General features: G+C 59.2%; 22 protein-coding genes. 9 read left to right on the plus strand and 13 right to left on the minus strand.

Features of this window, described 5'->3' with window-relative positions; translation table 11 throughout:
• Positions 1-23 precede the first annotated feature (23 nt).
• Entirely contained in the window at positions 24-1331 is a 1308-nt protein-coding gene (locus EV130_RS04685; RefSeq protein ID WP_074064741.1) for an ABC transporter substrate-binding protein, read from the minus strand.
• A 206-nt stretch (positions 1332-1537) separates the two neighbouring features.
• On the opposite strand from EV130_RS04685, the gene EV130_RS04690 reads away from it, so the two are divergent.
• The 5 genes from EV130_RS04690 to EV130_RS04710 all read left to right on the plus strand — a co-directional run bounded on the left by EV130_RS04690 (position 1538) and on the right by EV130_RS04710 (position 5726).
• Positions 1538-2737, plus strand: coding sequence for an ROK family transcriptional regulator (locus tag EV130_RS04690; protein ID WP_074064742.1), 1200 nt, complete (start codon positions 1538-1540; stop codon positions 2735-2737).
• 34 nt (positions 2738-2771) lie between these two features.
• Positions 2772-3872 carry a Gfo/Idh/MocA family protein gene (locus EV130_RS04695; RefSeq protein WP_132659476.1) on the plus strand — a complete coding sequence of 367 codons (1101 nt, stop codon included), beginning with the start codon at positions 2772-2774 and terminating at the stop codon, positions 3870-3872.
• A gap of 19 nt (positions 3873-3891) precedes the next feature.
• A complete protein-coding gene (locus tag EV130_RS04700) occupies positions 3892-4533 on the plus strand; it encodes a ThuA domain-containing protein (RefSeq protein WP_074064744.1) in 642 nt (213 codons plus the stop codon).
• Between the two features lie 112 nt (positions 4534-4645).
• Positions 4646-4945, plus strand: coding sequence for a hypothetical protein (locus tag EV130_RS04705; protein WP_074065681.1), 300 nt, complete (start codon positions 4646-4648; stop codon positions 4943-4945).
• Positions 4946-5045: 100 nt separating this feature from the next.
• Positions 5046-5726: a spermidine synthase gene (locus EV130_RS04710; RefSeq protein WP_074064745.1), complete on the plus strand. Its 681-nt coding sequence runs from the start codon at positions 5046-5048 to the stop codon at positions 5724-5726.
• On the opposite strand, the gene EV130_RS04715 is transcribed toward EV130_RS04710, so the two are convergent.
• The 3 genes from EV130_RS04715 to EV130_RS04725 are packed head-to-tail and all read right to left on the minus strand — an operon-like array spanning position 5723 to position 8820.
• Complete coding sequence (locus tag EV130_RS04715; RefSeq protein ID WP_074064746.1) at positions 5723-6523, minus strand: HpcH/HpaI aldolase family protein; 801 nt, start codon at positions 6521-6523, stop codon at positions 5723-5725. The two genes, EV130_RS04710 and EV130_RS04715, sit on opposite strands and share 4 nt — an antisense overlap.
• Positions 6520-7401, minus strand: a complete 882-nt coding sequence (locus tag EV130_RS04720) for a sugar phosphate isomerase/epimerase family protein (protein ID WP_132659478.1) — start codon at positions 7399-7401, stop codon at positions 6520-6522. The genes EV130_RS04715 and EV130_RS04720 overlap by 4 nt, the downstream gene beginning before the upstream one ends.
• A 48-nt stretch (positions 7402-7449) precedes the next feature.
• The gene (locus EV130_RS04725; RefSeq protein WP_132659480.1) at positions 7450-8820 is read right to left on the minus strand and encodes an amidase; all 1371 of its coding nucleotides are present in this window, start codon (positions 8818-8820) and stop codon (positions 7450-7452) included.
• Positions 8821-9048: 228 nt separating this feature from the next.
• Between EV130_RS04725 and EV130_RS04730 the strand changes: the two genes are divergently transcribed.
• Complete coding sequence (locus tag EV130_RS04730) at positions 9049-9363, plus strand: hypothetical protein (RefSeq protein WP_074064749.1); 315 nt, start codon at positions 9049-9051, stop codon at positions 9361-9363.
• A 69-nt stretch (positions 9364-9432) separates the two neighbouring features.
• Complete coding sequence (locus tag EV130_RS04735; protein WP_074064750.1) at positions 9433-9870, plus strand: DUF1810 domain-containing protein; 438 nt, start codon at positions 9433-9435, stop codon at positions 9868-9870.
• Here EV130_RS04735 and EV130_RS04740 read toward each other — a convergent pair.
• A complete protein-coding gene (locus tag EV130_RS04740) occupies positions 9867-10055 on the minus strand; it encodes a hypothetical protein (RefSeq protein ID WP_074065682.1) in 189 nt (62 codons plus the stop codon). The genes EV130_RS04735 and EV130_RS04740 overlap by 4 nt on opposite strands.
• Before the next feature lie 82 nt (positions 10056-10137).
• A complete protein-coding gene (locus EV130_RS04745; protein ID WP_074064751.1) occupies positions 10138-10761 on the minus strand; it encodes a TetR/AcrR family transcriptional regulator in 624 nt (207 codons plus the stop codon).
• Between the two features lie 128 nt (positions 10762-10889).
• Here EV130_RS04745 and EV130_RS04750 point away from each other — a divergent pair, with 128 nt between their 5' ends.
• Positions 10890-11108 carry a hypothetical protein gene (locus EV130_RS04750; RefSeq protein WP_074064752.1) on the plus strand — a complete coding sequence of 73 codons (219 nt, stop codon included), beginning with the start codon at positions 10890-10892 and terminating at the stop codon, positions 11106-11108.
• Positions 11109-11449: 341 nt separating this feature from the next.
• Here the strand turns inward: EV130_RS04750 and EV130_RS04755 are convergent, their stop codons facing one another.
• Together EV130_RS04755 and EV130_RS04760 are read right to left on the minus strand one after the other, a co-directional pair.
• The gene (locus EV130_RS04755; protein ID WP_132659482.1) at positions 11450-13285 is read right to left on the minus strand and encodes an ABC transporter ATP-binding protein; all 1836 of its coding nucleotides are present in this window, start codon (positions 13283-13285) and stop codon (positions 11450-11452) included.
• Positions 13286-13321: 36 nt separating this feature from the next.
• Entirely contained in the window at positions 13322-14518 is a 1197-nt protein-coding gene (locus EV130_RS04760; RefSeq protein ID WP_132659484.1) for an aminotransferase class V-fold PLP-dependent enzyme, read from the minus strand.
• 102 nt (positions 14519-14620) lie between these two features.
• Here EV130_RS04760 and EV130_RS04765 point away from each other — a divergent pair, with 102 nt between their 5' ends.
• Positions 14621-15460 (plus strand): IclR family transcriptional regulator, encoded by an 840-nt coding sequence (locus tag EV130_RS04765; RefSeq protein ID WP_132659486.1) that lies wholly within the window; start codon positions 14621-14623, stop codon positions 15458-15460.
• Positions 15461-15472: 12 nt separating this feature from the next.
• Here the strand turns inward: EV130_RS04765 and EV130_RS04770 are convergent, their stop codons facing one another.
• The 5 genes from EV130_RS04770 to EV130_RS04790 form a co-directional block, all read right to left on the minus strand.
• Positions 15473-15985, minus strand: coding sequence for a RidA family protein (locus EV130_RS04770; protein ID WP_074064756.1), 513 nt, complete (start codon positions 15983-15985; stop codon positions 15473-15475).
• Positions 15986-16003: 18 nt separating this feature from the next.
• Positions 16004-17212, minus strand: a complete 1209-nt coding sequence (locus EV130_RS04775) for an amidohydrolase/deacetylase family metallohydrolase (protein ID WP_074064757.1) — start codon at positions 17210-17212, stop codon at positions 16004-16006.
• Positions 17213-18082: an ABC transporter permease gene (locus tag EV130_RS04780; RefSeq protein ID WP_132659488.1), complete on the minus strand. Its 870-nt coding sequence runs from the start codon at positions 18080-18082 to the stop codon at positions 17213-17215.
• Positions 18082-19023: an ABC transporter permease gene (locus EV130_RS04785; protein WP_074064759.1), complete on the minus strand. Its 942-nt coding sequence runs from the start codon at positions 19021-19023 to the stop codon at positions 18082-18084. The genes EV130_RS04780 and EV130_RS04785 overlap by 1 nt, the downstream gene beginning before the upstream one ends.
• 82 nt (positions 19024-19105) lie before the next feature.
• Positions 19106-20632 (minus strand): ABC transporter substrate-binding protein, encoded by a 1527-nt coding sequence (locus tag EV130_RS04790; protein ID WP_074064760.1) that lies wholly within the window; start codon positions 20630-20632, stop codon positions 19106-19108.
• Between the last annotated feature and the right edge of the window lie 69 nt (positions 20633-20701).

Consider the following 20701-nt stretch of genomic DNA (forward strand, 5'->3'; position numbering starts at 1 on the left):
CGGGACAAAGGAAGCGGAGCGGGTTATTGCTCCAGTTCGAAGGCGTCCTGAATCTGCTGGGCGCCGTCTTGCGAACTCATCTGCCCGGAGACGATTTCAACCGAGACGTCATTGACGACACGGCCAACGGCAGCGCCGAGATCCTGATCGAAATAGTTCTGGTGCCAGGTCGAGGCGGCGAGCTGCTTGGCGGATTGAGCCAGAAGCGAGTTGGTCACACCATCATCGGCGCCGACCGCCACCGGCAGAAGCATCGCGGCCTTGGCCATGGATCGTTCGTTTTCTGCATTCGTCAAGAAGGCGAGAAAATCGATCGCTTCCTTGGACGCTTTCTTGGTTACCGCCCAGCCGTTCAAGCCTCCCAGCGTATCGGTTACCTTGCCGGCGCCGCCTTCTACGGCCGGGAAATTGAAGCGGCCGATGTTTTCCGGCGAAAGCCCCTTTCCGTCACCGGCATTCTTGCGCTGATTGGCTTCGGTATTTTCAAAACCGAGGATCATGGCGGCCTTACCATCGCCGAAGACACCGAGCGTTTGCGGCCAAGTCGCCCCCAAATAGCCAGGCTGGAAGGGTTCAAGCTTCCCGAGTTCGGCAAGATCCTCGCCGGCCTTGATGACCGCCGGATCAAGAAAGCCTTCGCCCTCGCCCTTCTTGGCAGCGTCGAAGACCTTTTGTCCGCCTTCGCGCATGACGAGATAGCTCCAATAGAAATGGATCGGCCATTTTTCGCCGCCGCCACCTGCGATCGGCACGATGCCGGCGTCCTTGAGCCTTTTTACGGCGTCCAGGAAGTCTGCCCAGGTCTTGATGCCATCGGCCTTCACGCCTGCCTTTGCAAAGAGCTCCTTGTTGTAGAAGAAGCTGACGAGACCGACCTTGTATGGCATTGCCCAGACCTTGCCGTCGAAGGTCAGACCACTGACAGAGGCCGCGCTATAGGCGTTGCGCAGCCTGCCGCCATCTGCATCGAGGGCGGCTGTCACGTCCTGAAGCGCGCCGGTCTCAGATTGCTGCTTGAGGACGCCCCCGCCCCAGCTGAAGAAGAAGTCCGGTATGTCGTCGGACTGGAGAAGCGTCGGCAGTTTTGCCTTGAAGGCCTCGTTTTCGAGAAACTGCATCTGTATGTCGACATCGGAGTGCTTTTCTTCATAAGCCTTGGCAATCTCCTCCCACTTGGCCACATAGCTCGGATCGAGCTCCAGATGCAGCCACTTTACGACCGTTGTGGCGCAAGCTGCACCGGCTCCGAACATCACGGAAATGCCTGCGGCCGCAGCCAGGAATGCGATGCGTCTGGCGCAAAGAGCGGCATTCATGCGATTATAGGTCATGGTTTTTCCTCCCGGGGGCCAATGTCCTCACTATTTTGTCCCCTATGCGGAATAATTCACCGCTGCCTTGACCGATGTCAACCCGATAGTCCAAGTTTCAGCCAGATTCGCTTGACAGCATCCGCAAACTGCCTGTTATTTAATTTGTATCCCGTCCAAATCATCGGGGCATTGCCCTGACGCAAAGCGATTGCCCGGCTAGTTTCATGAAGACCGCAGATCCTGAATTAATGCGCGCGATCAATCGCTTGAATGTGCTGGACACGATCCGCCGCCACGGGCCGATCGCACGTGTGGAGATCAGCCAACGCACCGAACTCTCGACCACGACGGTATCGGCAATTACCGCCTCGCTTCTCGATGACGGGCTCATTTTGACGCGTCATGAAGGAGACATCCGCAACGAGGCTGCCCGCGGCCGTCCCCGTGTGATGCTCGAATTGAACCCGGATGCGGCACGTGTCGTCGGTGCAAAGATTGCGGCAAGCCGGCTCGTCTTCGTGCTCACCGATTTCCGCGGAGACGTGCTTTCCAAGCTCACCCTGCCAATCCGCATCGACCGACAGCCGATCACAGTCATCGCCGACCTGGTGGAAGATGGCGTACGCCGTTGCGTCGTGGATGCCGGCCTGTCGCTGGAAGATGTCGATATCGTTTGTCTTGGCCTTCCAGGCGTAATCGAGCATCGCACCGGCCATGTTCGCAGCAGCCCCATCTTTCGCGATACGAATGTCGATTTCGCCTCGGAAATGACTGCGCGGCTTGGGACGCCGACGATCATCGAGAGCGATGCGCATGCCATCACGCTTGCCCATCACTGGTTCGGCAAGGCACGAGATCTCGAGGATATGGTGCTGGTTTCCCTGGAACAGACGCTCGGGCTTGGCGTGCTGCATGGCAACCAACTCTTTCGCGGTGCCGGCGGCCTCAGCCACAATCTCGGCGACCTCGTGCTCGGCACGGGATCGCAGGGCACCGTGCGCCTGTCGAGCCAGGCCGGCGAAAGTGCAATCCTTGGCGACCATCAGGCCGACGGGCGTTTTGCCGAAGCAATCCGTCTCGGCCGCGGCATGGCTCACGCTCAGGCGCTAATCAAGCAGCAGGACAATGTCCTCATCGGCGCCGCCATACGCGCTGGCGAGGCCGTCGGGCTGACGATCGCCAACATCGTCACGCTCTTTGCCCCGCCGCGCGTGATCCTCGTCGGCTCCAGCCTGGCGCTGGGCGAGCCATTTCTGAACAGTCTGCGCAATGCCTATGCACTTGCGATCCCGCCATCCTTGAAAGGCGTCACCGAACTGGTCTTCGACGACTCCACAGACGATTTCTGGGCGCAAGGTGCGGCAGCCGTTGCCCTTTACGAACTTTATGAGTCGCCCTGGAACACGACGGGGCCGGCACTGTGAACGCTGTAACTGTAAAATCGATTGGGAGGTCATCATGGACACGGTCGGCATCGGCATCATCGGCTGCGGCAATATTTCGGGCGCATATCTCAAGGCCATGGCCTCGTTCCCGATCCTCGATATCCGCGGCGTCGCCGATCTCAACCGATCCTTGGCGGAGGCAAAGGCTGCCGAATTCAGCGTCCCGGCAAAAAACGTCGACGAGCTCTTTGACGATCCAAAAGTCGAAATCATCGTCAACCTGACCATACCGAAAGCGCATGTGGCCGTCGGCCTGAAGGCGCTTGAAGCAGGAAAGCATACCTATTCGGAAAAGCCCCTCGGAATCAATTTTGCGGAAGGCAAAAAACTTGCTGAAGCCGCGAAGGCGAAAAACCTCCGCATCGGCGCGGCACCCGATACATTTCTGGGCGGCGGGCATCAGACGGCACGTGCTCTGATCGACAAGGGAATGATCGGCCAGCCGGTCGGCGGTACGGCCACCTTCATGTGCCCCGGCCACGAAAGATGGCACCCGAACCCGGCCTTTTACTACGAGGTCGGCGGCGGGCCGATGCTCGACATGGGACCTTACTACATCACTGATCTCGTCAATCTCTTCGGGCCGGTAGCGCAGGTCGCGGGCTTTGCGATCGCGCCCCGCAAGGTGCGGACCATCACCAGCGAGCCGCACAGCGGCGAGCACATTCCAGTGCATGTGCCAACCCATGTCGTCGGCGTGATGGCCTTTGCCAACGGGGCGATCGTTCAGATTGGCATGAGTTTTGACGTCGCCGGCCACAAGCATGTGCCGCTTGAACTCTATGGCACGGAAGGCACGCTGATCGTTCCTGACCCGAACCATTTCGGCGGGGAGGTCCAGCTTCTGAAAAAGGGCGGAAGCTTCGAAGTGCAGGAACTGACAGCGCCTTACGCAGACGCCAACTACCGCTCGCTCGGCGTGGCAGATCTTGCATACGCCATTCGCTGTAATCGCCCGCACCGGGCAAACGGCAGCCTCGCGCTGCACGTTCTCGAAGTCATGGAGGCGTTTCAAGCCGCCTCCGAAACCGGCCGCACGGTCACGATTGCCACAGAGACGCAGCGCCCGGCGGCGCTGTCGGATTCCCTTATCGACGGACGGTTGGGCAAGTAATTATTCAGGAGGAAAGAACATGCGCGAAGCACTGATCGTCTGGGGTGGCTGGAGCGGCCACGAACCGCAGGAATGCGCGGCCATCATCAAGGACATGCTTCAGGAGGACGGTTTCAAGGTCTATGTCGAGCACAGCACTGAAGCCTTGGCCGATCCGTCGGTGCATGATCTGAATCTCGTGGTGCCCATCGTCACAATGTCGAAGATCGAAAAGGAAGAGATCAAGAATCTTGCTGCTGCGATTGAAAACGGCGTTGGCATCGCCGGCTATCACGGCGGCGCGGGCGACAGCTTCCGCGAGTGCGTCGAATATCAGTTCATCATCGGCGGTCAATGGGTCGCCCATCCGGGCAACATCATCGACTACACAGTGAATATTACGCGGCCGGACGACCCGGTCATGGAGGGGATGAGCGATTTTGCCTATACGTCGGAGCAATATTACATGCATGTCGACCCCTCAAACGAGGTGCTGGCAACGACGACGTTCACAGGTGATCATGCCTACTGGATCGACGGCGTGGTAATGCCGGTCGTCTGGAAGCGGAAGTACGGAAAGGGCCGCGTCTTCTATTCTTCGCTCGGCCATCGGGCCCAGGAATTCGGCGTGCCGCAGATGAAGTCCATCTTCCGGCGCGGCGCCAATTGGGCAGCGCGCTAGAACCGCTGCCCCATAAGGCGAAGCGCTCTCTGCGATGTGATCGGAACGGTTCGGAACAAATGGGCGCCTTTGCCGTTGTGGCCGCGTTGATCAGCTCGAAAGGATTTTGATCATGCGCACGATATTCGCGGTGACTTCGATTGTCTTTCTCGGCATAGCCGGTCCCGTGTTGGCGCAATCCAATATGGGCACGGATTATACCGGGCGCATTGACGGCACTCCTCCTCTTGGCACCTCGCCGGAGAGCCCAACGACGAATGGTCTCGTCATTCCGCTTGATCCGATAGAAACCGGCAGTGTCGATGTCGTCATACCGCATAACGCCGGCCCGACCGATGTCAGGCGTTGCCCGACGCCAAAACGCGGCGTTGCCGCCAAGACAAGCCGCTATGGCCGGGCGTGCCCGCAATAGGACAACAGCGGGCGCAGCAAGTCCGCCACGCCAATTTCTATCTCGCCGGCATGAATTTCGTGTTAGGGGAGACCACGAATTTCCGTGAGGCCTTGCCGCAATGCTACCTTGGATACAGCTCGATTCCACGATCATCCCCGGGGACGGCGGAGAATTGCGCCTGAAGCGGCGCGGCAGCGAATTCTCCATCATGCTCGGTTCCAACGAGCTGATGAACAGCCGTCTCAGCGGATCCGAAGAAGCGCTTGCCACGCTTTCTTGGGATCGCATCAAAGACCACACACGACCGAAGATCCTCATCGGCGGCCTTGGCATGGGCTTCACCTTGCGTGCAGCGCTCGCGGTCCTACCTGCGGACGCCGAAGTGGTTGTCGCTGAACTGGTTCCGGCGGTCGTCGCCTGGGCGCGCGGGCCAATGGCGGAGGTTTTTAAGGGATGCCTCGAGGATCCGCGCGTCGTCCTCCATCAAGGCGATGTCGCAGAGGTCATCTGCTCAGTCGAAGCGGGCTTCGACGCAATCCTGCTCGATGTCGACAATGGGCCGGACGGGCTGACCCGCACGTCCAATGATCGGCTTTATGACCTCAACGGCCTGCGAGCGTCGCGCGAAGCGCTGTGCTCTGGCGGCGTTCTTGCAGTTTGGTCGTCCGGCCCCGATCCGAGCTTCAGCCGCAAGCTGCGCGACAGCGGCTTTTTGGTGGATGCGGTCAATACACGCGCCAACGGCACGCGCGGAGGAGCGCGCCACGTCATCTGGCTCGCTGTCAAATCGTCTGCCTAGCGGCCGTCAGCAAACGTCCGGGCAGCGGCGATTGCACTGGCAGCGCCAGCGCGCATTTGCGTCGTATCTGCGCTCGCAACAACTAGATCGCAACCGAGCTTCAACAGCTCGCCAGCACGCTTTCCATTGCTGCCGAAGGCGCAGGTGAATTTCTTGTGTGCTCGGCACCGCGCGACAATGTGGGCCAGTTCCTTGTCGATCTCGTCGGTGTCCGGCGCGAGCCTTGCACCGTTCGAAAGGGCAATTGACAAATCGGAGGGACCGACGAAGACGCCGTCGATGCCTTCGACACCAAGGATGCCATCGATGGCATCAAGTGCTGCGCGCGTCTCCACCATCGCAATCGTCAGCGTCAGCCGGTTGGCGGTGCGCAGGTATTCGTCTGCCGAGAGCTCCATATGGTTGAGCGCCAGCGTCGGTCCCCAGCTTCGTTCGCCAAGCGGTGGATACTTGGCAAACCGCACAAGCGCCTTCGCATCGGCGACCGAATTGACCATCGGCGCGATGATGCCGGTGCATCCAGCATCGAGCAGCCGGGAGGCCGAAGCGAAATCGCCAACCGGGATGCGCGCGAGTGCGGGTTTTCCCGCAGAACGGCACTGCGTAACGGCATTCGATGCTGAAGCCATATCCCACATGCCGTGCTGCATATCGAGCACGACGGAATCGAAATCTTCCTGCGCCAGATGATGGACGACCATCGGTTCGGGTATACCGATCCAAGCAGAAACCAAGCCAGCATGTCCGTCTGCCCTGATCCTGTCCGCGAAGCTTTCGATTGCCGGTCTCTGCGTCATGTCGTTCTCCATTCCCCGCTCAGGCGAGCGCGTGTTTGCTGATCTTGAAATTCCTCGATGAATGTTTTCTGCAACAAGATTCCATCCCACTCGTCCGGGAAAAACGGTGAATCGTAGATCAGCGTGAACGGTCCGACGTAACCGGCAGCGTCGCAAGCCTCCAGGCACATGAGGTAGTCAGCACCATCCAGACCGGCGGCATTGTAATCTGCCTTCGCATGACAAAGCTCCGCACGGCACATGATATCGGCAAGATCTGCGTATTTTTCGGGCGCAGTCCAGTTGCCAAGGTCGCCATTGAGGCCGACCGTGCCCTCAAGCCCGTCCAGCAGCCAGTTCATCTGCCGAGGCGAAGGCAGAAGGTCGAACCAGTTTTCGACGACGATGCGCACCCCACTGCCATCGGCTTCCTTCGCCAGCTGCCTCAGATGCCTCAAAGCCCGGCTGAGATTTTCTTCCGTTGGCGGCTGCTTGCCCGCAATTACGCGCAAGTTCTGCGCTCCCGCCACGACCGCCCTTTCGATCCAGCCGGACATCCACGCTGCGTCGCGTTTGGCGCGATCAGGGTGACTGGGGTCGCCATCCTCAAGCAGGAGGGTCTGAAACAGCACGCCCGATGCCTTCATCGCACCGCGAAGGTCTGAGAGATAACCGGCCTCAAGGCTCGGCAGATGAAAGGAGCAGACCTCAAGCCGGTGAATGCCACGCTCGGCAAGCTGCTGCGGCAACTCGACCAGCGAGGCCGCACCCGGGCCGTAAGGTTCCTTGCGCGCCGCATTTCTTTCCTGATCAGGACTATAGGGATAAATCGGTCCAAGGAGGCGATGCAACGACCATGTGGAAACTGCAAAACGGCCGTTCGGCAAAGCCTGCGCCATCATCGCCCTCCTCGTCTGTTCCATCCTAGCCATCAAAGGCTCGGCCCTTCAAACGAAATCGCCGCGAATGACGGCTTCCGCGGAAAGTGCGGCGCCAAGCAGCACGTCATCGCCATTGGCCGGCGCCGACAATAGGAAGCCCACCGGCATTCCGGCATCGCCGGCTCCACATGGGATCGACACGCCGCACCAATCGAGAAAATTGCCGAGCGCCGTGTTTCGCAGTGTCTTGGCATTCGTCGCAAAGAAGAGATCGTCATCCATCTCCAGAGGCGCGATCGGCGGCGCCACGTGGGCGACGGACGGGAATGCAAGCAGCCGGTCGCCGATCAATTGCTGGCATTCGGCGATGAGCCGGTCTCGAAGCTCGAGGATTGCAATATAGTCCGGCATTCCTGTCTTTTCGCCGAGACGCGTACGCATGACAACGCGACGATCCATGCCCGCAGCCTCCGGTCCTGCCAGGCGCTCTCGATGCAGTGCGAAAGCTTCGGCGGTCACCAGCGCGCCGTAACGGGTCATCGATGTCAGGATCTGGTCGAAAGCGGGCATCGCCGCGCGGCTGATGATCGCCCCGGTTCTTGCCAGCCGTTCCACCGCCGCGTCGAAGGCAGCCGCAACGCCGGGCTCGACGTCGTCGAAGACCACGTTTTCGGGAATGGCAATCTCAATGCCCTTCAGCGGACGGGCACGTACCTCCGATGAGGTCAGACCGCGCATCGCGGCATCGATCCACACGGCATCCTTTACCGTTCGGCACAGCGGACCGAGCGAATCCAGGCTCTTTGCAAGCGGAAAGACGCCATCCATGCAATATCGGCGGCGCGATCCCTTAAAGCCTACCACCCCGTTGAGCGCGGCGGGGATACGGACCGACCCGCCCGTATCGGTTCCCATCGCCACCGGTACGAGGCCGGAGCCGACAGCCACAGCTGCCCCTGAAGATGAGCCCCCCGGGATACGCGGCACATCGATGCCGTGCGGGTTATGCGGCGTACCATAATGCGGATTGATGCCGAGGCCCGAAAAGGCGAATTCGCTCATATTCGTTCGCCCCACAGTAATCATTCCGGCCCGCTTGAGCGCCATAACGATCGCTGCATCACTTGCCGCTGGCGTAGTGCTCGCCAGAACTTTCGATCCGGCCGTCGTTGCAAGGCCCTCGATGTCGAAGAGATCCTTCCATGCGATCGGAATACCGTCGAGAGAGCCAAGCGAGCAACCCTTGCGGATGCGCAGCGAGGAAGCTTTGGCCTCGTCAATGGCCCGTTCCTTCAGAAGCACCGTGAAGACCGCCTTGTCGGAATGGCCTTCGATATTCTCAAAGATCGACCGCACGACCTCGACTGGATCAGCAGCGCCGCTCTGAATGAGGACCGACAGTTGCGCGACAGTCATCGCGCCGAATGGCTTGGTCATGGGAGAAATCCGTAACGGTATCGTTTTCCTTGACCTATCGCGGATCGTCGCTGCCGACCAGCCTGTTTACCGTGGTATCGCCGATTGGTCCGATTTTCTGAACACTGAGTTTGCAGATCGGCTCTTCAACTCTGCCACATGCAAGACCACATGCACCCGACATGCGGACCCCCAACGGGCATCATATTTTGACCGCCCGGTCCCGCTGTGCCGCAGGAGTAATAAAAAATGACACGCCATGATATTTTGAACCCGCGCCACAACACTATGGTGGCACATCACCCGACAAACGCACAAGCCACCAGCGAGGGCGAGCGCGATTATGTTGAGCACCTCAACGCACAGAAGCTCTCTCTGGGAGAACGGCTGCTTGTGGTAGGGGCTTTGGTCCTTCTCGGTATTGCCGGATTGACCGGGCACCTTAATTCTTCGGTATCGCCTGAGGTCACTGGCGCAATTGCTGCGCCCGCGACACCCGCGTCATCTCATGGCAGCCTGGATTCTTGCCGGGAATACAGCCCTTACGCAGAGAAGAGGTGCTGACTTCGGATCGCTGCGGTCCACTCTTGAAAGTCAGCCGCCCTCGATGTGTCGCACCAGAAGGAAAAAACCATGGCCGGTCACGTCGAATACAATCTCGGGCGGTTTATCGCTGCACAGAACGGGATATATGACCAGGCGCTGCGGGAGCTTAGCGCCGGGCGCAAACGCTCGCACTGGATGTGGTTCATCTTCCCGCAGGCTGCCGGGCTGGGCTCATCGGCGATGGCCGAGAAATACGCGATCCGCTCGGCAGAGGAAGCTGCCGCCTATCTGAGCGACCCAATACTGGGCGGGCGACTTCTTCGCTGCGTCCAAGCGATCCTTTCAGTGGAAGGACGCACGGCCCACGACATTCTCGGATCCCCGGATGATCTCAAACTTCGCTCCTCACTGACGCTTTTTGCAGCCGTCAGCGAGCAAGGCTCGTTGTTCCACGAAGCAATCGATCGGTTCTACGGGGGGAAATTCGACGAGCGGACGATGAAAATCCTCAACGCCGCGACTTAACGACCGGGAGACTGTTCCATCGCTGCAATCTCTTCTGAGATTTCATTGAGGCGCTCGCGCAGATCGGATTGCGTGCCATCTTCGAGTTCTTCATCGCCAAAGCAATTGCGCGCATCGTGAAGCTCGAGTTTCGATTCCAATTCGGCGCGCTTGGCATACAGACGATGGAGATAGGTGTAGTTCATATCTCTACCACCTCCGATATTGCCTTCCTCATCAAGTTCAAAAACGATCTCGAAGATGGAAGGTTCCGATGCCTTTGAAGGCTCAGCCGAGAGATGCAATTGCCGCACTGCAGGCTTTTGAGAAATGGCTGCAGCAACCGTCGCTGCCCATCGCCTGCCGGGTGACGCGGGCGCCTTCCAGAAGAAGTGTGAGAGTGTCAGCAAGAAGTTGAGGCTCCCGAGCCCCGGCGGCGGAACAGAGTTCTTCAAGGCGTTGACGCTGCTGTGCCTTATGGCGCTCGATCACGTCATGGGCAGGGTGTCCCTCACCCTTCAGTTCGATCGCCGCGTTGGCAAGATCGCAACCGGCCGGCTCCCCGTTGAGACACTCGGCTCGCCCCTGAACCCAGGCGTCGAGCTGGGCGCGCGGGTTGCCGGGATGCATCGCCTCGAGTTCACGCCATATTGCCTCGGCCTTTTCGCAGGCGCGACGCAGCGTCTCGCAAACGAGCTCGTCCTTCGAGCCGAAATGCCGGTAAAGCGTCATCTTGTTGGTGAGCGCCGCATCTGCAATCGCATCGACGCCAATGCCGCGTATGCCATGTTCGCGGAAAAGCTCGGAAGCCGTCGAGACGATGCGTTCCCTCGGGGGGATTTTCTCGTTTGTCAGCACGCTTGGGATTTCATGCGAAGTTTCGGATTTTTTTACGGACGAAGTCCTTGACATAGATGTGACCGATCGGTAACAAATGCATTGTTACTTACTGGTAACACCGCTTATTGCACAAGTCAATGCCGAGAGGGCTGGCGGCGTCAGCGGAACACGGGCGACTGCCCACGAAAGGAGGACGAACCATGAGAAAGACCAGTGACCTCACGATATCCGAAGCCCTTCGCGACCCGCTGATTGCCATGGTGATGCGCGCCGATGGCGTGAAGCTTGACGATTTCAAGCAACTCCTTGAAACGGCAGCCCGCAAACGCCAACCGAATGCCTCCAAGGTGGGTGGCTTCGTTAATGCGATTGCCAATCGCGCCGGCGTGAACCCGCCGACGGTTTCCTGCTTCTGCTGACTTCCCGGGGACCTTCCCTGCCCCGTGCGAGAGCTGCCGTCTTCCCCCAACGGCAGCTTTCGCTGTATTTGCGCCACGGTGGAGACGGCAAGTGATTTCCAGATTTTCCCGGATGCCACCACCCGTGGGCCGATCCAGGTGAACTGGGCCACTGCATTGAGGCGGGCGATACCGCTACAGATACGCGGCGTGCCGCTACTGATGCTCGACATTGATATGCCGGTTCTCCTCAGCGCTGGACGGTCGCCATCTGAGCGCATCATGCGACGTCGGGACCAAAAGGGCCCTCGCACGGGTCTTGGCAATGATTGCCGCAAAGCACCTGTATTTCGAAATCTCGCTCAAATCGCCACCAGATGCCCTGATGACACCTGCCGATACTGCCGCGGCAAAATCTTGTAGTCCACTGCCCGGATCGGGCTTTTGATCTCGTCGTTGGCCGCCATCCGCTTGATGTGCCGGCGATCCGGATCGGGCACGGGAACGGCTGCCATGAGCGTCTTCGTATAAGGGTGCTGCGGGTTGCCGAAGATGGCAGCGCGCGGACCGATCTCGACGATCTCGCCGAGATACATGACCGCAACACGATGGCTGACGCGCTCGACGACGGCCATGTCGTGCGAGATGAACAGGAAGGCGAGGTTGAGGCTCTGCTGCAGGTCCAGCATCAGATTGATGACCTGCGCCTTGATCGAGACGTCGAGGGCCGAGACGCTTTCATCGGCGACGATCACCTTCGGATCGAGCGCCAGGGCCCGGGCAATGCAGATGCGCTGACGCTGCCCCCCGGAGAACTCGTGCGGAAAGCGCGTCATCATATCCGCGTTCAGACCGACCTTTTCCAAAAGGTCAGCGACCTTCTCCTTGGCCTGCTTTGCCGTTCCCATCTTGTGTTCAAGATAAGGTTCGGCGATCGCCGCACCGACGCGGATTCGCGGATTGAGGCTGGCGAACGGATCCTGAAAGATCATTTGCACGGTCTTGCGCATCTCGCGCATCCCGTTCTTGTCGAGCGCCAGCACGTCCCTGCCATCGGCCTTCACTGACCCGCTTTGCGGTTCGATCAGCCGCATTATGGCGCGGCCGGTCGTCGATTTTCCGCAGCCCGATTCGCCGACCAATGACAGCGTCTCACCGGCAAAGAGATCAAAGGAAACATTTTCAACGGCATGCACGCGTCCGCTCAAGCGACCGAAGAGACCAGAGTGTATATCAAAGCGCTTGGTGAGGTTCCGCACCTCCAAGACCGGCCTTGCTGAAACAGAAACCGTGTCGCCGACTTCCACCGGAACGTCGCATTGGCCTGTCGCTGCATTGACGACGGGAAAACGCAGCGGCCTTTCGTGCCCCTGCATTGAGCCCAGCACCGGCACGGCGGAAATCAGCGCGCGCGTGTAGGGGTGGCGGCCGCGGTAAAAGATGTCGGCCGTAGCCGCCGTTTCAACCTGCTCGCCGCGATACATCACCACCGTTCTGTCGGCTATTTCGGCAACGACTCCCATGTCGTGGGTGATGAAGAGCACAGAGGTTCCTTCCTCCTCTTGCAGCATCTTGATGAGATCGAGGATCTGTCCTTGGATGGTGACGTCGAGCGCCGTAGTCGGTTCGTCGGCAATTAGCAGCTTCGGCTTGGAGGCAAGCGCCATGGCGATCATCACGCGCTGGCGCATGCCGCCTGAAAACCGGTGTGGATATTCGTCGAAGCGCGAAGCAGCGGAGGAAATGCGGACCTTTTCCAGAAGCCGTATCACTTCGCCTCGCGCTTCGGTCTTCGACATGGCCGAATGGCAAAGCAGCGCTTCGGAAATCTGGTCGCCGATCGTAAAGAGCGGGTTGAGGCTCGTCATCGGTTCCTGGAAGATCATCGAGACGTCATTGCCGCGTACCTGCCGCATGGCACTTTCGCGAAGCGCCAGCAGATTGCGGTCGCCAAGCATGATCTTTCCTTCGATCCGGCTGGTATCCGGCTCAAGCAGCCGCATGATCGACAGCGACGTAACGCTTTTGCCAGAGCCCGACTCGCCGACGATTGCAACCGTTTCGCCCGGCGCCACGCGAAAGGACACATCGCGGACGACAGGCCTCCACTCGCCCTCGACCAGAAACGATGTCGTCAGGTTCTCGACGGAGAGAACGGGCTCTCCCTGCTGGATCGACTGCGCCTGAAAGCCTGCCATGTACCGTTCCTCCTGGATTGCCAAATGCCGAAAAGATCAATCCGGCCAGCGCAACACAGCGTCGAACCGGCGCTTGCCGCGGTTTTCGACTGGCGATGCTATGATTTCGTTGGAGGCGCGCGCCTTGTCCAGTTCTTCGGCCAAGCGGTTTGCAACGATCCTTTCCTGACCCGGGTGCAGGTTACAGGGGTCGAGATAGAAATACTGATGCTCGACTTCGTGGTCCCGGACGATTATCGGCGGCGTCCCGCCCGCCAGCGCGTCGGCCAAATCCCAGGCGGTAATATGTGCTTCCTCCGGTTTGAGGATAACGCGCAGACGATCAAGCGGATTTTTGGTCGGATCGGGTTCGATCAGAGCGGTTACGCCGGGGCGGTCGTCCAGCATCTGTTTCCACAAATTGAGGTAGCCCGTTTCGCGCTCGCGAATACCGGTGTGGTCACGCTTTTCCCAGGCCTCCAAGGCTGCCATGGCGCCGAAAATGCTTTCCTTGCCGACCTTCATGCCACGGCCGATGCCCATGTTCTGCAGGAAGGCGTTGCGCACTAGTTCCTTTGTGCCGGCGACGATGCCGCAGGTCGGACCGCCGAGGAATTTATGACCGGAATAGAGCGCGATGTCTGCGCCTTGCTCCAGGAAAACACGCAGGTCGTACTCAGACGCTGCATCGACGATGACCGGCACGCCCTTGGCGTGGGCGATCTCGACGAACTCCTTAAGGTTCAAAAGACCATAATCGACGACGTGATGCGACACGACGTAGACGGCTGCGGCCGTTCTTTCGGTGATTGCATTTTCCATGTGAAAATGATGGGTGGATGTTGCCTGACCGATCAGCACGGGCTTAGCACCAGCTAGGCGGATCGCCTGATCGACGGGTGCGCCATAGCTCACAACATGGCCCATCTGCACCAGAACTTCGTTCTTTTCCGGCGTCACATCCGGCAGTTTCTCGATCGCCAGCAGGTTGTTGCCGGTGATGGCACCTGCGACGGCCAGGGAAATGCCCGCAGAGCACGATGCCGTCACGAAACCGGCTTCGGCACCCGTCAGTCGGGCAATGACGGCGCTCGCCTTGCGCTGCAGATCGTTGATTTCGACAAATTGCGGCAGGATCGACGACATGGCCGCGATTGCCTCGGGGACGACGATCGATGCGCCGAGGCTGGTCATTGTGCCGGAAACGTTGATGACCGGACGAAGGCCGATCGACGCGCAAATGTCATCAGACATGTGTATCTCCAGATTGAATGGCCATATGGCGAGTGTTGCAGCTTGTATCCTCGACGGCTATCCCATAGTAATGTAATAGACTCATGGCCCCATACGAGGAGCGTGGAATTGGACGGCAAGACATCATCAGTAGTTTTCTCCGAAGACGAGGCATCTATTGAAGAACCCGCCGGCAAGGGCGCACGTCGCTCGCGGGTGAGCGGTATCGACCGAGCGCTGCAGGTGATTGATCATCTTTACGAAACAGGCTCTCCGACGGGGGTCTATGCAATCGCCAAGGCTGTGAAGGCGCCGCTCTCGACCGTCTATGTCATCGTCGATGATCTGGTCGAAAAGAACATGCTGATGCGCAATGGCGACGGCACGATCTGGCTCGGTTCGCGGCTCTACCATTACGGCCTTGCCTATGCCCGATCGCTCGATTTCATGAGCGTCGCGACGCGCGAGATGCACGATCTTTGCCGGCAGGCGGGCGAAACCGTTCAGGTTTGCGGTCGCGACGGCGACTATATGCTCGTGCTTGCCATGGCCGATGGCCCCAGTCATTTCCAGGTCGCTTCGCGTGTCGGCACACGCGTTCCTCTGAACTGGACGGCATCCGGCCGCCTGCTTGTCGGCCACCTGCCGGAAGAAGAGCGCATCGAACTTTTCAAGCGCTGCGCCAAATCCTCGCCCACCGGCCGCGCCGAGGTTGACCCAGGCGTGCTTTCCGCTTCCGCCGGCGTGGCGTTTCAGTCGCGCCTGTCGATCCAGGCTGGCGAGTCCGACTATGCGGTCGCCTGCATCGCTTCGCCGATCTGCGACAGAGAAGGCCAATGCGTCGCGACCATTTCCATTGTCCTTCCAGAACAGAAGGCTTTTTCTGACGAGAACCACTATACCGCGCAGGTGCGGACATCGGCCGAACGCATCGAAAAGATCATGGGCTGGCGCAACCACTAGGCTTTCCCCTCTTCAATCACGCAAGGCGATGATCGCCTCGATTTCGACGGTGATGTTACCCGGAAGCGAGCCGAAGCCAACCGCGGAACGAGCATGACTGCCAGTATCTCGTCCAAAAACGTCGACGAAGAGATCCGAGCATCCATTGATGACGCTTGGATGGTCCGCAAACTGCGGCACGGCGTTGACCATGCCGAGTAGCTTCACGACGCGCTTTACCCGGGAGAGATCGCCAAGCGCATCGTGCATGACGGCAAGAAGATTGATGCCGGTGAGCCGCGCATGTCTATAGGCTTCCTCGACACCGATTTCAGCGCCGACCTTGCCAGAATACAAAAAACCATCGGCCTCGCGCGGCCCCTGACCGGAAAGATAGAGAATGTTTCCCTCCAGCACATGCGTCACGAAATGGGCGATCGGCGGCGGGGCGGGCGGAAGCTCTATGCCGAGCGCGACAAGCCTTTCATAGGGCGAGCTTGCCTGCTTGGCGTTGGCTGGAGACATGTTCACGCAAACTCCTGTCATGCGGATTTCTTCTGGCTTTTAGCGGTAGGAATAACCGTGGCTGTGGCGCACGAGCCTGCGGGCCCGCGGAATGTAACGGCTTGCGGCAATCGCCTCGCTGCCGATCACCGCATAGCGAGGCTCGAACAGCTTCTCAAGAACGGCAACGTCGCCGTTGGAATCGGTCGCTTCGACATCAGAATCGACAAGATCGAAGACGGTAAAATCGGCGCGTTGTCCGACGGCGAGCCGGTTTTCCATCGAGAGCTTGATGACGGAGGCAGGCGCATGCGTGACCGCTGCCACCACCTTGTCGAAAGGCATGCCGACGCAAAGCAGCTTCGACATGGTCGTCGCCAGATCCCAAACCGGAAAATTCATCGAATGGCCATGCAGATCCGTCGAGATCGAGAACGGCATGAGGCCGCGCTTGATTGCGGCTTCCGCCACCTTGAAGGAAAAGGAGGCGCCGCCATGACCGATGTCGAGGCGAATGCCCTCACCCGCGCAACGCTGCGCGAGATCGAAAAGATCCTCGTCTTCCAAGATGCTCGAACCGGCCTTGCCGTTAAAGCAGTGGGTGACGACGTCGCCGGGGCCTAGGACTTCCAGCACTTCATCATAAAGCGCCGGCGGTTCGCCAACATGCACCATCATCGGAACCTTGAGGATCTTGGAGATCTTCTTGCCGAGCTTTACCGGCGTTACACCCCACGAGCCGGTGATGACGTGGCTGGCGCGCACTTTGATGCCGACGATGTGCTCGCTGTTTTCAGAGTAACATTCAAGGATGCGGTCAAGATCAATGTCGCGGATGTCCCGCAATTCGGAGACGCGGTTGCAGGCGACGAGACCGATCGAACCGAGGTTCAGGAAGGCTTTGATGCGCTCGCGCGATGGCTCGATGATATATTGGCGGAAACCGTGGAAATTGGCTTCACCGGCAGAACCTGCATCGACCAGCGTGGTCACGCCGCGCTCGGCGCCGCATTCGGACGGACGGACCGAGATGTCGGTGCCGCCATGCCAGATATGCACGTGGAGGTCGATCCAGCCCGGCGAAATCCAGGCGCCCTTGCCGTCGACGCAGATCATCTCGCAAGAGACTGAAAGCTGTGGACCGACCTGTGCGATCCGGCCGTTGCCGTCGATCAGGATATCGACTGCACTGCCTGGGGTTTCAGCACCAAAGCCTATAGGCCTCACATTGGTGAGCAGGAGCGGCTTGCGCTCTTGTTGCCCGATCATTCAAAGGTCCTTTCGAAGTTTGGGATCGAGCATGTCGCGCAGTCCGTCGCCGACCATCTGCAAGGAGAGCACGGAAAGAACGATGGCGACGCCCGGAAAAAACGTCATCCAGTCGGCCTGGCCGATATACTGGCGTCCGGCGGCGATCATTGTTCCCCAGGTTGGAATTTCGGGGCTGACGCCCAGGCCGAGGAAGGAAAGGCCCGCTTCAGCCAGCATGGCGCTGGCAAAGAGGAAGGTGCCTTGCACTAGAATCGGCGAAAGCAGATTACGCAGGACGTGCCGTGTCATGATGTGAAAGGTGGAAATCCCGAGCGCTTGTGCTGCCTCAACATAGGGCAGTTCGCGGATGACCAGCGTCGATGCACGAACAATACGCGCAAGGCGTGGCGAATAAACGATCGACAACGCGAAGACGACCGTGGTCAGCGACGGTCCAAGGGCTGCGACCAGCGCGATCGCCAGCAGAATGTCCGGAAAGGCCATCATTGCGTCGATCAGCCGGGCAATTGGCGTGTCGAATTGCTTGAAGAAGCCGGCAAGCAGGCCGAGGCTCACCCCGATCAACGCCGATAAAACGACGACGGCTGCGCCGACGAGCAGCGACAGGCGCCCAGCAAAGATCGTTCGCGAGAAGACGTCGCGCCCGAATTCGTCCGTTCCAAAGAAGAACATTCCGCTCGGAGGCTTCAGCCGGTTGACGATCGAAAGCTTGGAGGGCGAATAGGGAGCGACCCATGGAGCAAGGATCGCCAAGAGCACGAAGATCGTGAGGATGAGCACACCAAAGGCAACGGTCTTGCGCTTCAGGAAACGCCGGACGAACTTGCTGCCCTCGCTCAAGGCAGGTGCTGTTAAAATATCCGTCATCAGTAGCGCACCCTCGGATCGACCAGAAGATAGAGCATGTCGATTGCAAAATTGATCAGCACGTAGAGGGCCGCGATAATGAGCAGCGCGCCCTGGATCACCGGGTAATCGCGACGGAGGACCGCCGAGACGACCAGATTGCCGACACCTGGAAGGCCGAAGACCGTTTCGGTCACGACCGCCCCCGAAATCAGCACCGCCGCAGTCAACCCGATAACGGTCAGGATCGGGATCAGGGCGTTCTTGAGCGCGTGCTTGAGGATCACCCGCCGTTCGATCAGGCCCTTGGCGCGTGCCGTGCGGATATAGTCGTCGCCGAGCACATCAAGCATCGAGGCACGGGTGAAACGCAGGATCAGCGCCGAGGAAACTATGCCGAGGGCAAAGGCTGGTAACGTCAGGTGATACATGCGCCCAAAGAAGTTCGCACCCGGTCCGCCATAGCCCGAAACCGGAAAGAAGTTGAAGCGCACGGCGAAGAACTGCATCAGAATCAGCCCAAGCCAAAAGCTCGGAATGCTAGCCGCAAACATTGCTAGCGTCGTAGCCGCCTGATCAATGAAGGACCCGCGGCGATAGGCAGCGTAAATGCCGATTGGCAGAGCGATGACGCAGGCGATCGCCAGCGAGAACACCGTCAGGAAAAACGTCGGCTCGGCGCGGTCTAGAAGGGCTGCGGTGACCGGCATGTTCAAGAAGATCGATTGCCCGAGATCGCCTCTCAGGAGCTGACTGATGTAATAGACATATTGCACCAGGAGCGACTGATCGAGCCCGAGACGTCCGCGAAGCTCGGCAATATCCTGAGGCGTTGCATCTGGTCCCAGCATGACGGCTGCCGGATCACCTGGCGTCACGCGCACGATGACAAAGACGATCGTGACGACGAGGAACATCACAACGATCATCCCGAAGAGGCGCTGGAGAATGTAACGGATCATTGATTTGCGGCCCTTATGCCCGGCCGGGCACCGTCGAAAAGGGATACCGGCCGGCAGGAACCGGCATCCCGATGATCAGTCGTCACTTCTTGATCGAAGCGTTCCAGAAGTACGGCCACGGAGCCGGATCGACGCCTTCGAGCTTATTTGATTCCGCCGAGACGGCGTTGAAGTCGCCGATCTTCATGAAAGGCGCCTCGTCATAGATCGCTTTTTGGACATTGGCCCATAGTTCGATCCGCTTGGCAGAATCGACTTCAGAGGTGAAGGCATCGACGGCGGCCTTTCGGGCGGGCGTATCCCACCATCCCGGTGAGCTGGTCGACAGCGAACCAATGAGCGCCGGCTCCGGCAGGAATGGGCTGTGGCTAATATAGATGTCCCAGAGCTTCGGATCGGCGCGGCGCTGCGTCAGCGTCGCCCAGTCGACGACCTGCATGTCGACGGCAAAGCCCGCGAGCTTGAGATACTCCGCTGCAACCTGCGCCATCTTGTAGTGGAATTCGTACTGGCGGCTGGTGAGGATACGCAGAGGCTCGCCGTTGTAGCCCGTCTTCTTCAGGGCTTCGCCAGCCTCTTCGGGCTTTGCAATATTGTAGTTTCCTTCAACGCCGGCATCCGTGTGCCAGGAATAGGCTTCCGGATAGATATCGCCGTCCAGCGTATAGAAATCCGTATTGCCGAAGGCAGCGGCCAGCATGTCCTCCATGCTGAGGGCTTGGCGGATCGCCTTGCGGACCTCGATGTTCTTCGCAATGCCCTCCTTGGTATTGAAGACGAAAACCGGGTAGCCGAATGGCTTGAGGATGATCGGCTGCGAGGCCGTCGATGCCTTAAGCTTGTCGAAGGATTCGACCGGGATGGAATCGACATAGTCAAACTGGCCGGATACTGCAGCCTCGACGCGGGTGTTCGGATCCGGCACCGGAACGAAACGGATTTCATCGAGATACTGGTGGCGCGCGCCGCCATAGCCATCGCTGTCGCCACCGCGTGATTTGTAGCCGCTAAAGCGAACGAGCTGAATGTACTGATCGGCCTTGCGCTCCTTCAGCATGTAGGGGCCGGTTCCGATGAAATCCTTCATCGGCTCGTCCTGCTTGTCGGAAGGAATGACGATCGCAGCGGAATTGTTGAAGGCAAGCAGAGAGGTCAGCGGCGCATAGGGCTGCCTCAGGGTGATCTTGACGGTTGCCGGATCGACTGCAGCGATTGCTTCGATGAAGCCTGCAGCCTGCTTGCCGCGCGAGGCGATCTTCGTCCAGCGTGTGAGCGATGCAACGACATCTTCCGACGTCATGTCGCTGTTGTCGTGGAACTTGATGCCGCTGCGCAGCTTGATCGTGTAGCTTTTGCCGTCCGCGCTGATATCGGGCAGGCTTTCGGCCAGAAGCGGTGTGACGTTCCACCTCTTGTCGAACGTATAGAGCGTCTCGAATATGTGCTGCGTGACGATTCCGACGAGGTCGGCAGTCGAGGACATCGGATCGAGCGTCGGGGGCTCGCCGATCGTCGCGACATTGATGATGCCGCCTTTTTCCTGCGCCATCAGTGTGGTCGGCAAGGCGAAAAGTGCCGTGCCGAGGAGAAATGCGATTAGACTCTTCATTTCTTGCTCCCGATTATATTGTTCCATATTTATGTTATATAGGTCTTTATAATAGAATATCGGCCATGA

Origin of the sequence: Rhizobium azibense (assembly GCF_004342325.1) — a bacterium.
Taxonomy (GTDB): domain Bacteria; phylum Pseudomonadota; class Alphaproteobacteria; order Rhizobiales; family Rhizobiaceae; genus Rhizobium; species Rhizobium etli_B.

Bases quoted from the DNA above. Each gene is read 5' to 3' on its own strand.
- EV130_RS04685 (WP_074064741.1), bottom strand. From the start codon at position 1,331: ATGACCTATAATCGCATGAATGCCGCTCTTTGCGCCAGACGCATCGCA.
- EV130_RS04690 (WP_074064742.1), top strand. From the start codon at position 1,538: ATGAAGACCGCAGATCCTGAATTAATGCGCGCGATCAATCGCTTGAAT.
- EV130_RS04695 (WP_132659476.1), top strand. From the start codon at position 2,772: ATGGACACGGTCGGCATCGGCATCATCGGCTGCGGCAATATTTCGGGC.
- EV130_RS04700 (WP_074064744.1), top strand. From the start codon at position 3,892: ATGCGCGAAGCACTGATCGTCTGGGGTGGCTGGAGCGGCCACGAACCG.
- EV130_RS04705 (WP_074065681.1), top strand. From the start codon at position 4,646: ATGCGCACGATATTCGCGGTGACTTCGATTGTCTTTCTCGGCATAGCC.
- EV130_RS04710 (WP_074064745.1), top strand. From the start codon at position 5,046: ATGCTACCTTGGATACAGCTCGATTCCACGATCATCCCCGGGGACGGC.
- EV130_RS04715 (WP_074064746.1), bottom strand. From the start codon at position 6,523: ATGACGCAGAGACCGGCAATCGAAAGCTTCGCGGACAGGATCAGGGCA.
- EV130_RS04720 (WP_132659478.1), bottom strand. From the start codon at position 7,401: ATGGCGCAGGCTTTGCCGAACGGCCGTTTTGCAGTTTCCACATGGTCG.
- EV130_RS04725 (WP_132659480.1), bottom strand. From the start codon at position 8,820: ATGACCAAGCCATTCGGCGCGATGACTGTCGCGCAACTGTCGGTCCTC.
- EV130_RS04730 (WP_074064749.1), top strand. From the start codon at position 9,049: ATGACACGCCATGATATTTTGAACCCGCGCCACAACACTATGGTGGCA.
- EV130_RS04735 (WP_074064750.1), top strand. From the start codon at position 9,433: ATGGCCGGTCACGTCGAATACAATCTCGGGCGGTTTATCGCTGCACAG.
- EV130_RS04740 (WP_074065682.1), bottom strand. From the start codon at position 10,055: ATGAACTACACCTATCTCCATCGTCTGTATGCCAAGCGCGCCGAATTG.
- EV130_RS04745 (WP_074064751.1), bottom strand. From the start codon at position 10,761: ATGTCAAGGACTTCGTCCGTAAAAAAATCCGAAACTTCGCATGAAATC.
- EV130_RS04750 (WP_074064752.1), top strand. From the start codon at position 10,890: ATGAGAAAGACCAGTGACCTCACGATATCCGAAGCCCTTCGCGACCCG.
- EV130_RS04755 (WP_132659482.1), bottom strand. From the start codon at position 13,285: ATGGCAGGCTTTCAGGCGCAGTCGATCCAGCAGGGAGAGCCCGTTCTC.
- EV130_RS04760 (WP_132659484.1), bottom strand. From the start codon at position 14,518: ATGTCTGATGACATTTGCGCGTCGATCGGCCTTCGTCCGGTCATCAAC.
- EV130_RS04770 (WP_074064756.1), bottom strand. From the start codon at position 15,985: ATGACAGGAGTTTGCGTGAACATGTCTCCAGCCAACGCCAAGCAGGCA.
- EV130_RS04775 (WP_074064757.1), bottom strand. From the start codon at position 17,212: ATGATCGGGCAACAAGAGCGCAAGCCGCTCCTGCTCACCAATGTGAGG.
- EV130_RS04780 (WP_132659488.1), bottom strand. From the start codon at position 18,082: ATGACGGATATTTTAACAGCACCTGCCTTGAGCGAGGGCAGCAAGTTC.
- EV130_RS04785 (WP_074064759.1), bottom strand. From the start codon at position 19,023: ATGATCCGTTACATTCTCCAGCGCCTCTTCGGGATGATCGTTGTGATG.
- EV130_RS04790 (WP_074064760.1), bottom strand. From the start codon at position 20,632: ATGAAGAGTCTAATCGCATTTCTCCTCGGCACGGCACTTTTCGCCTTG.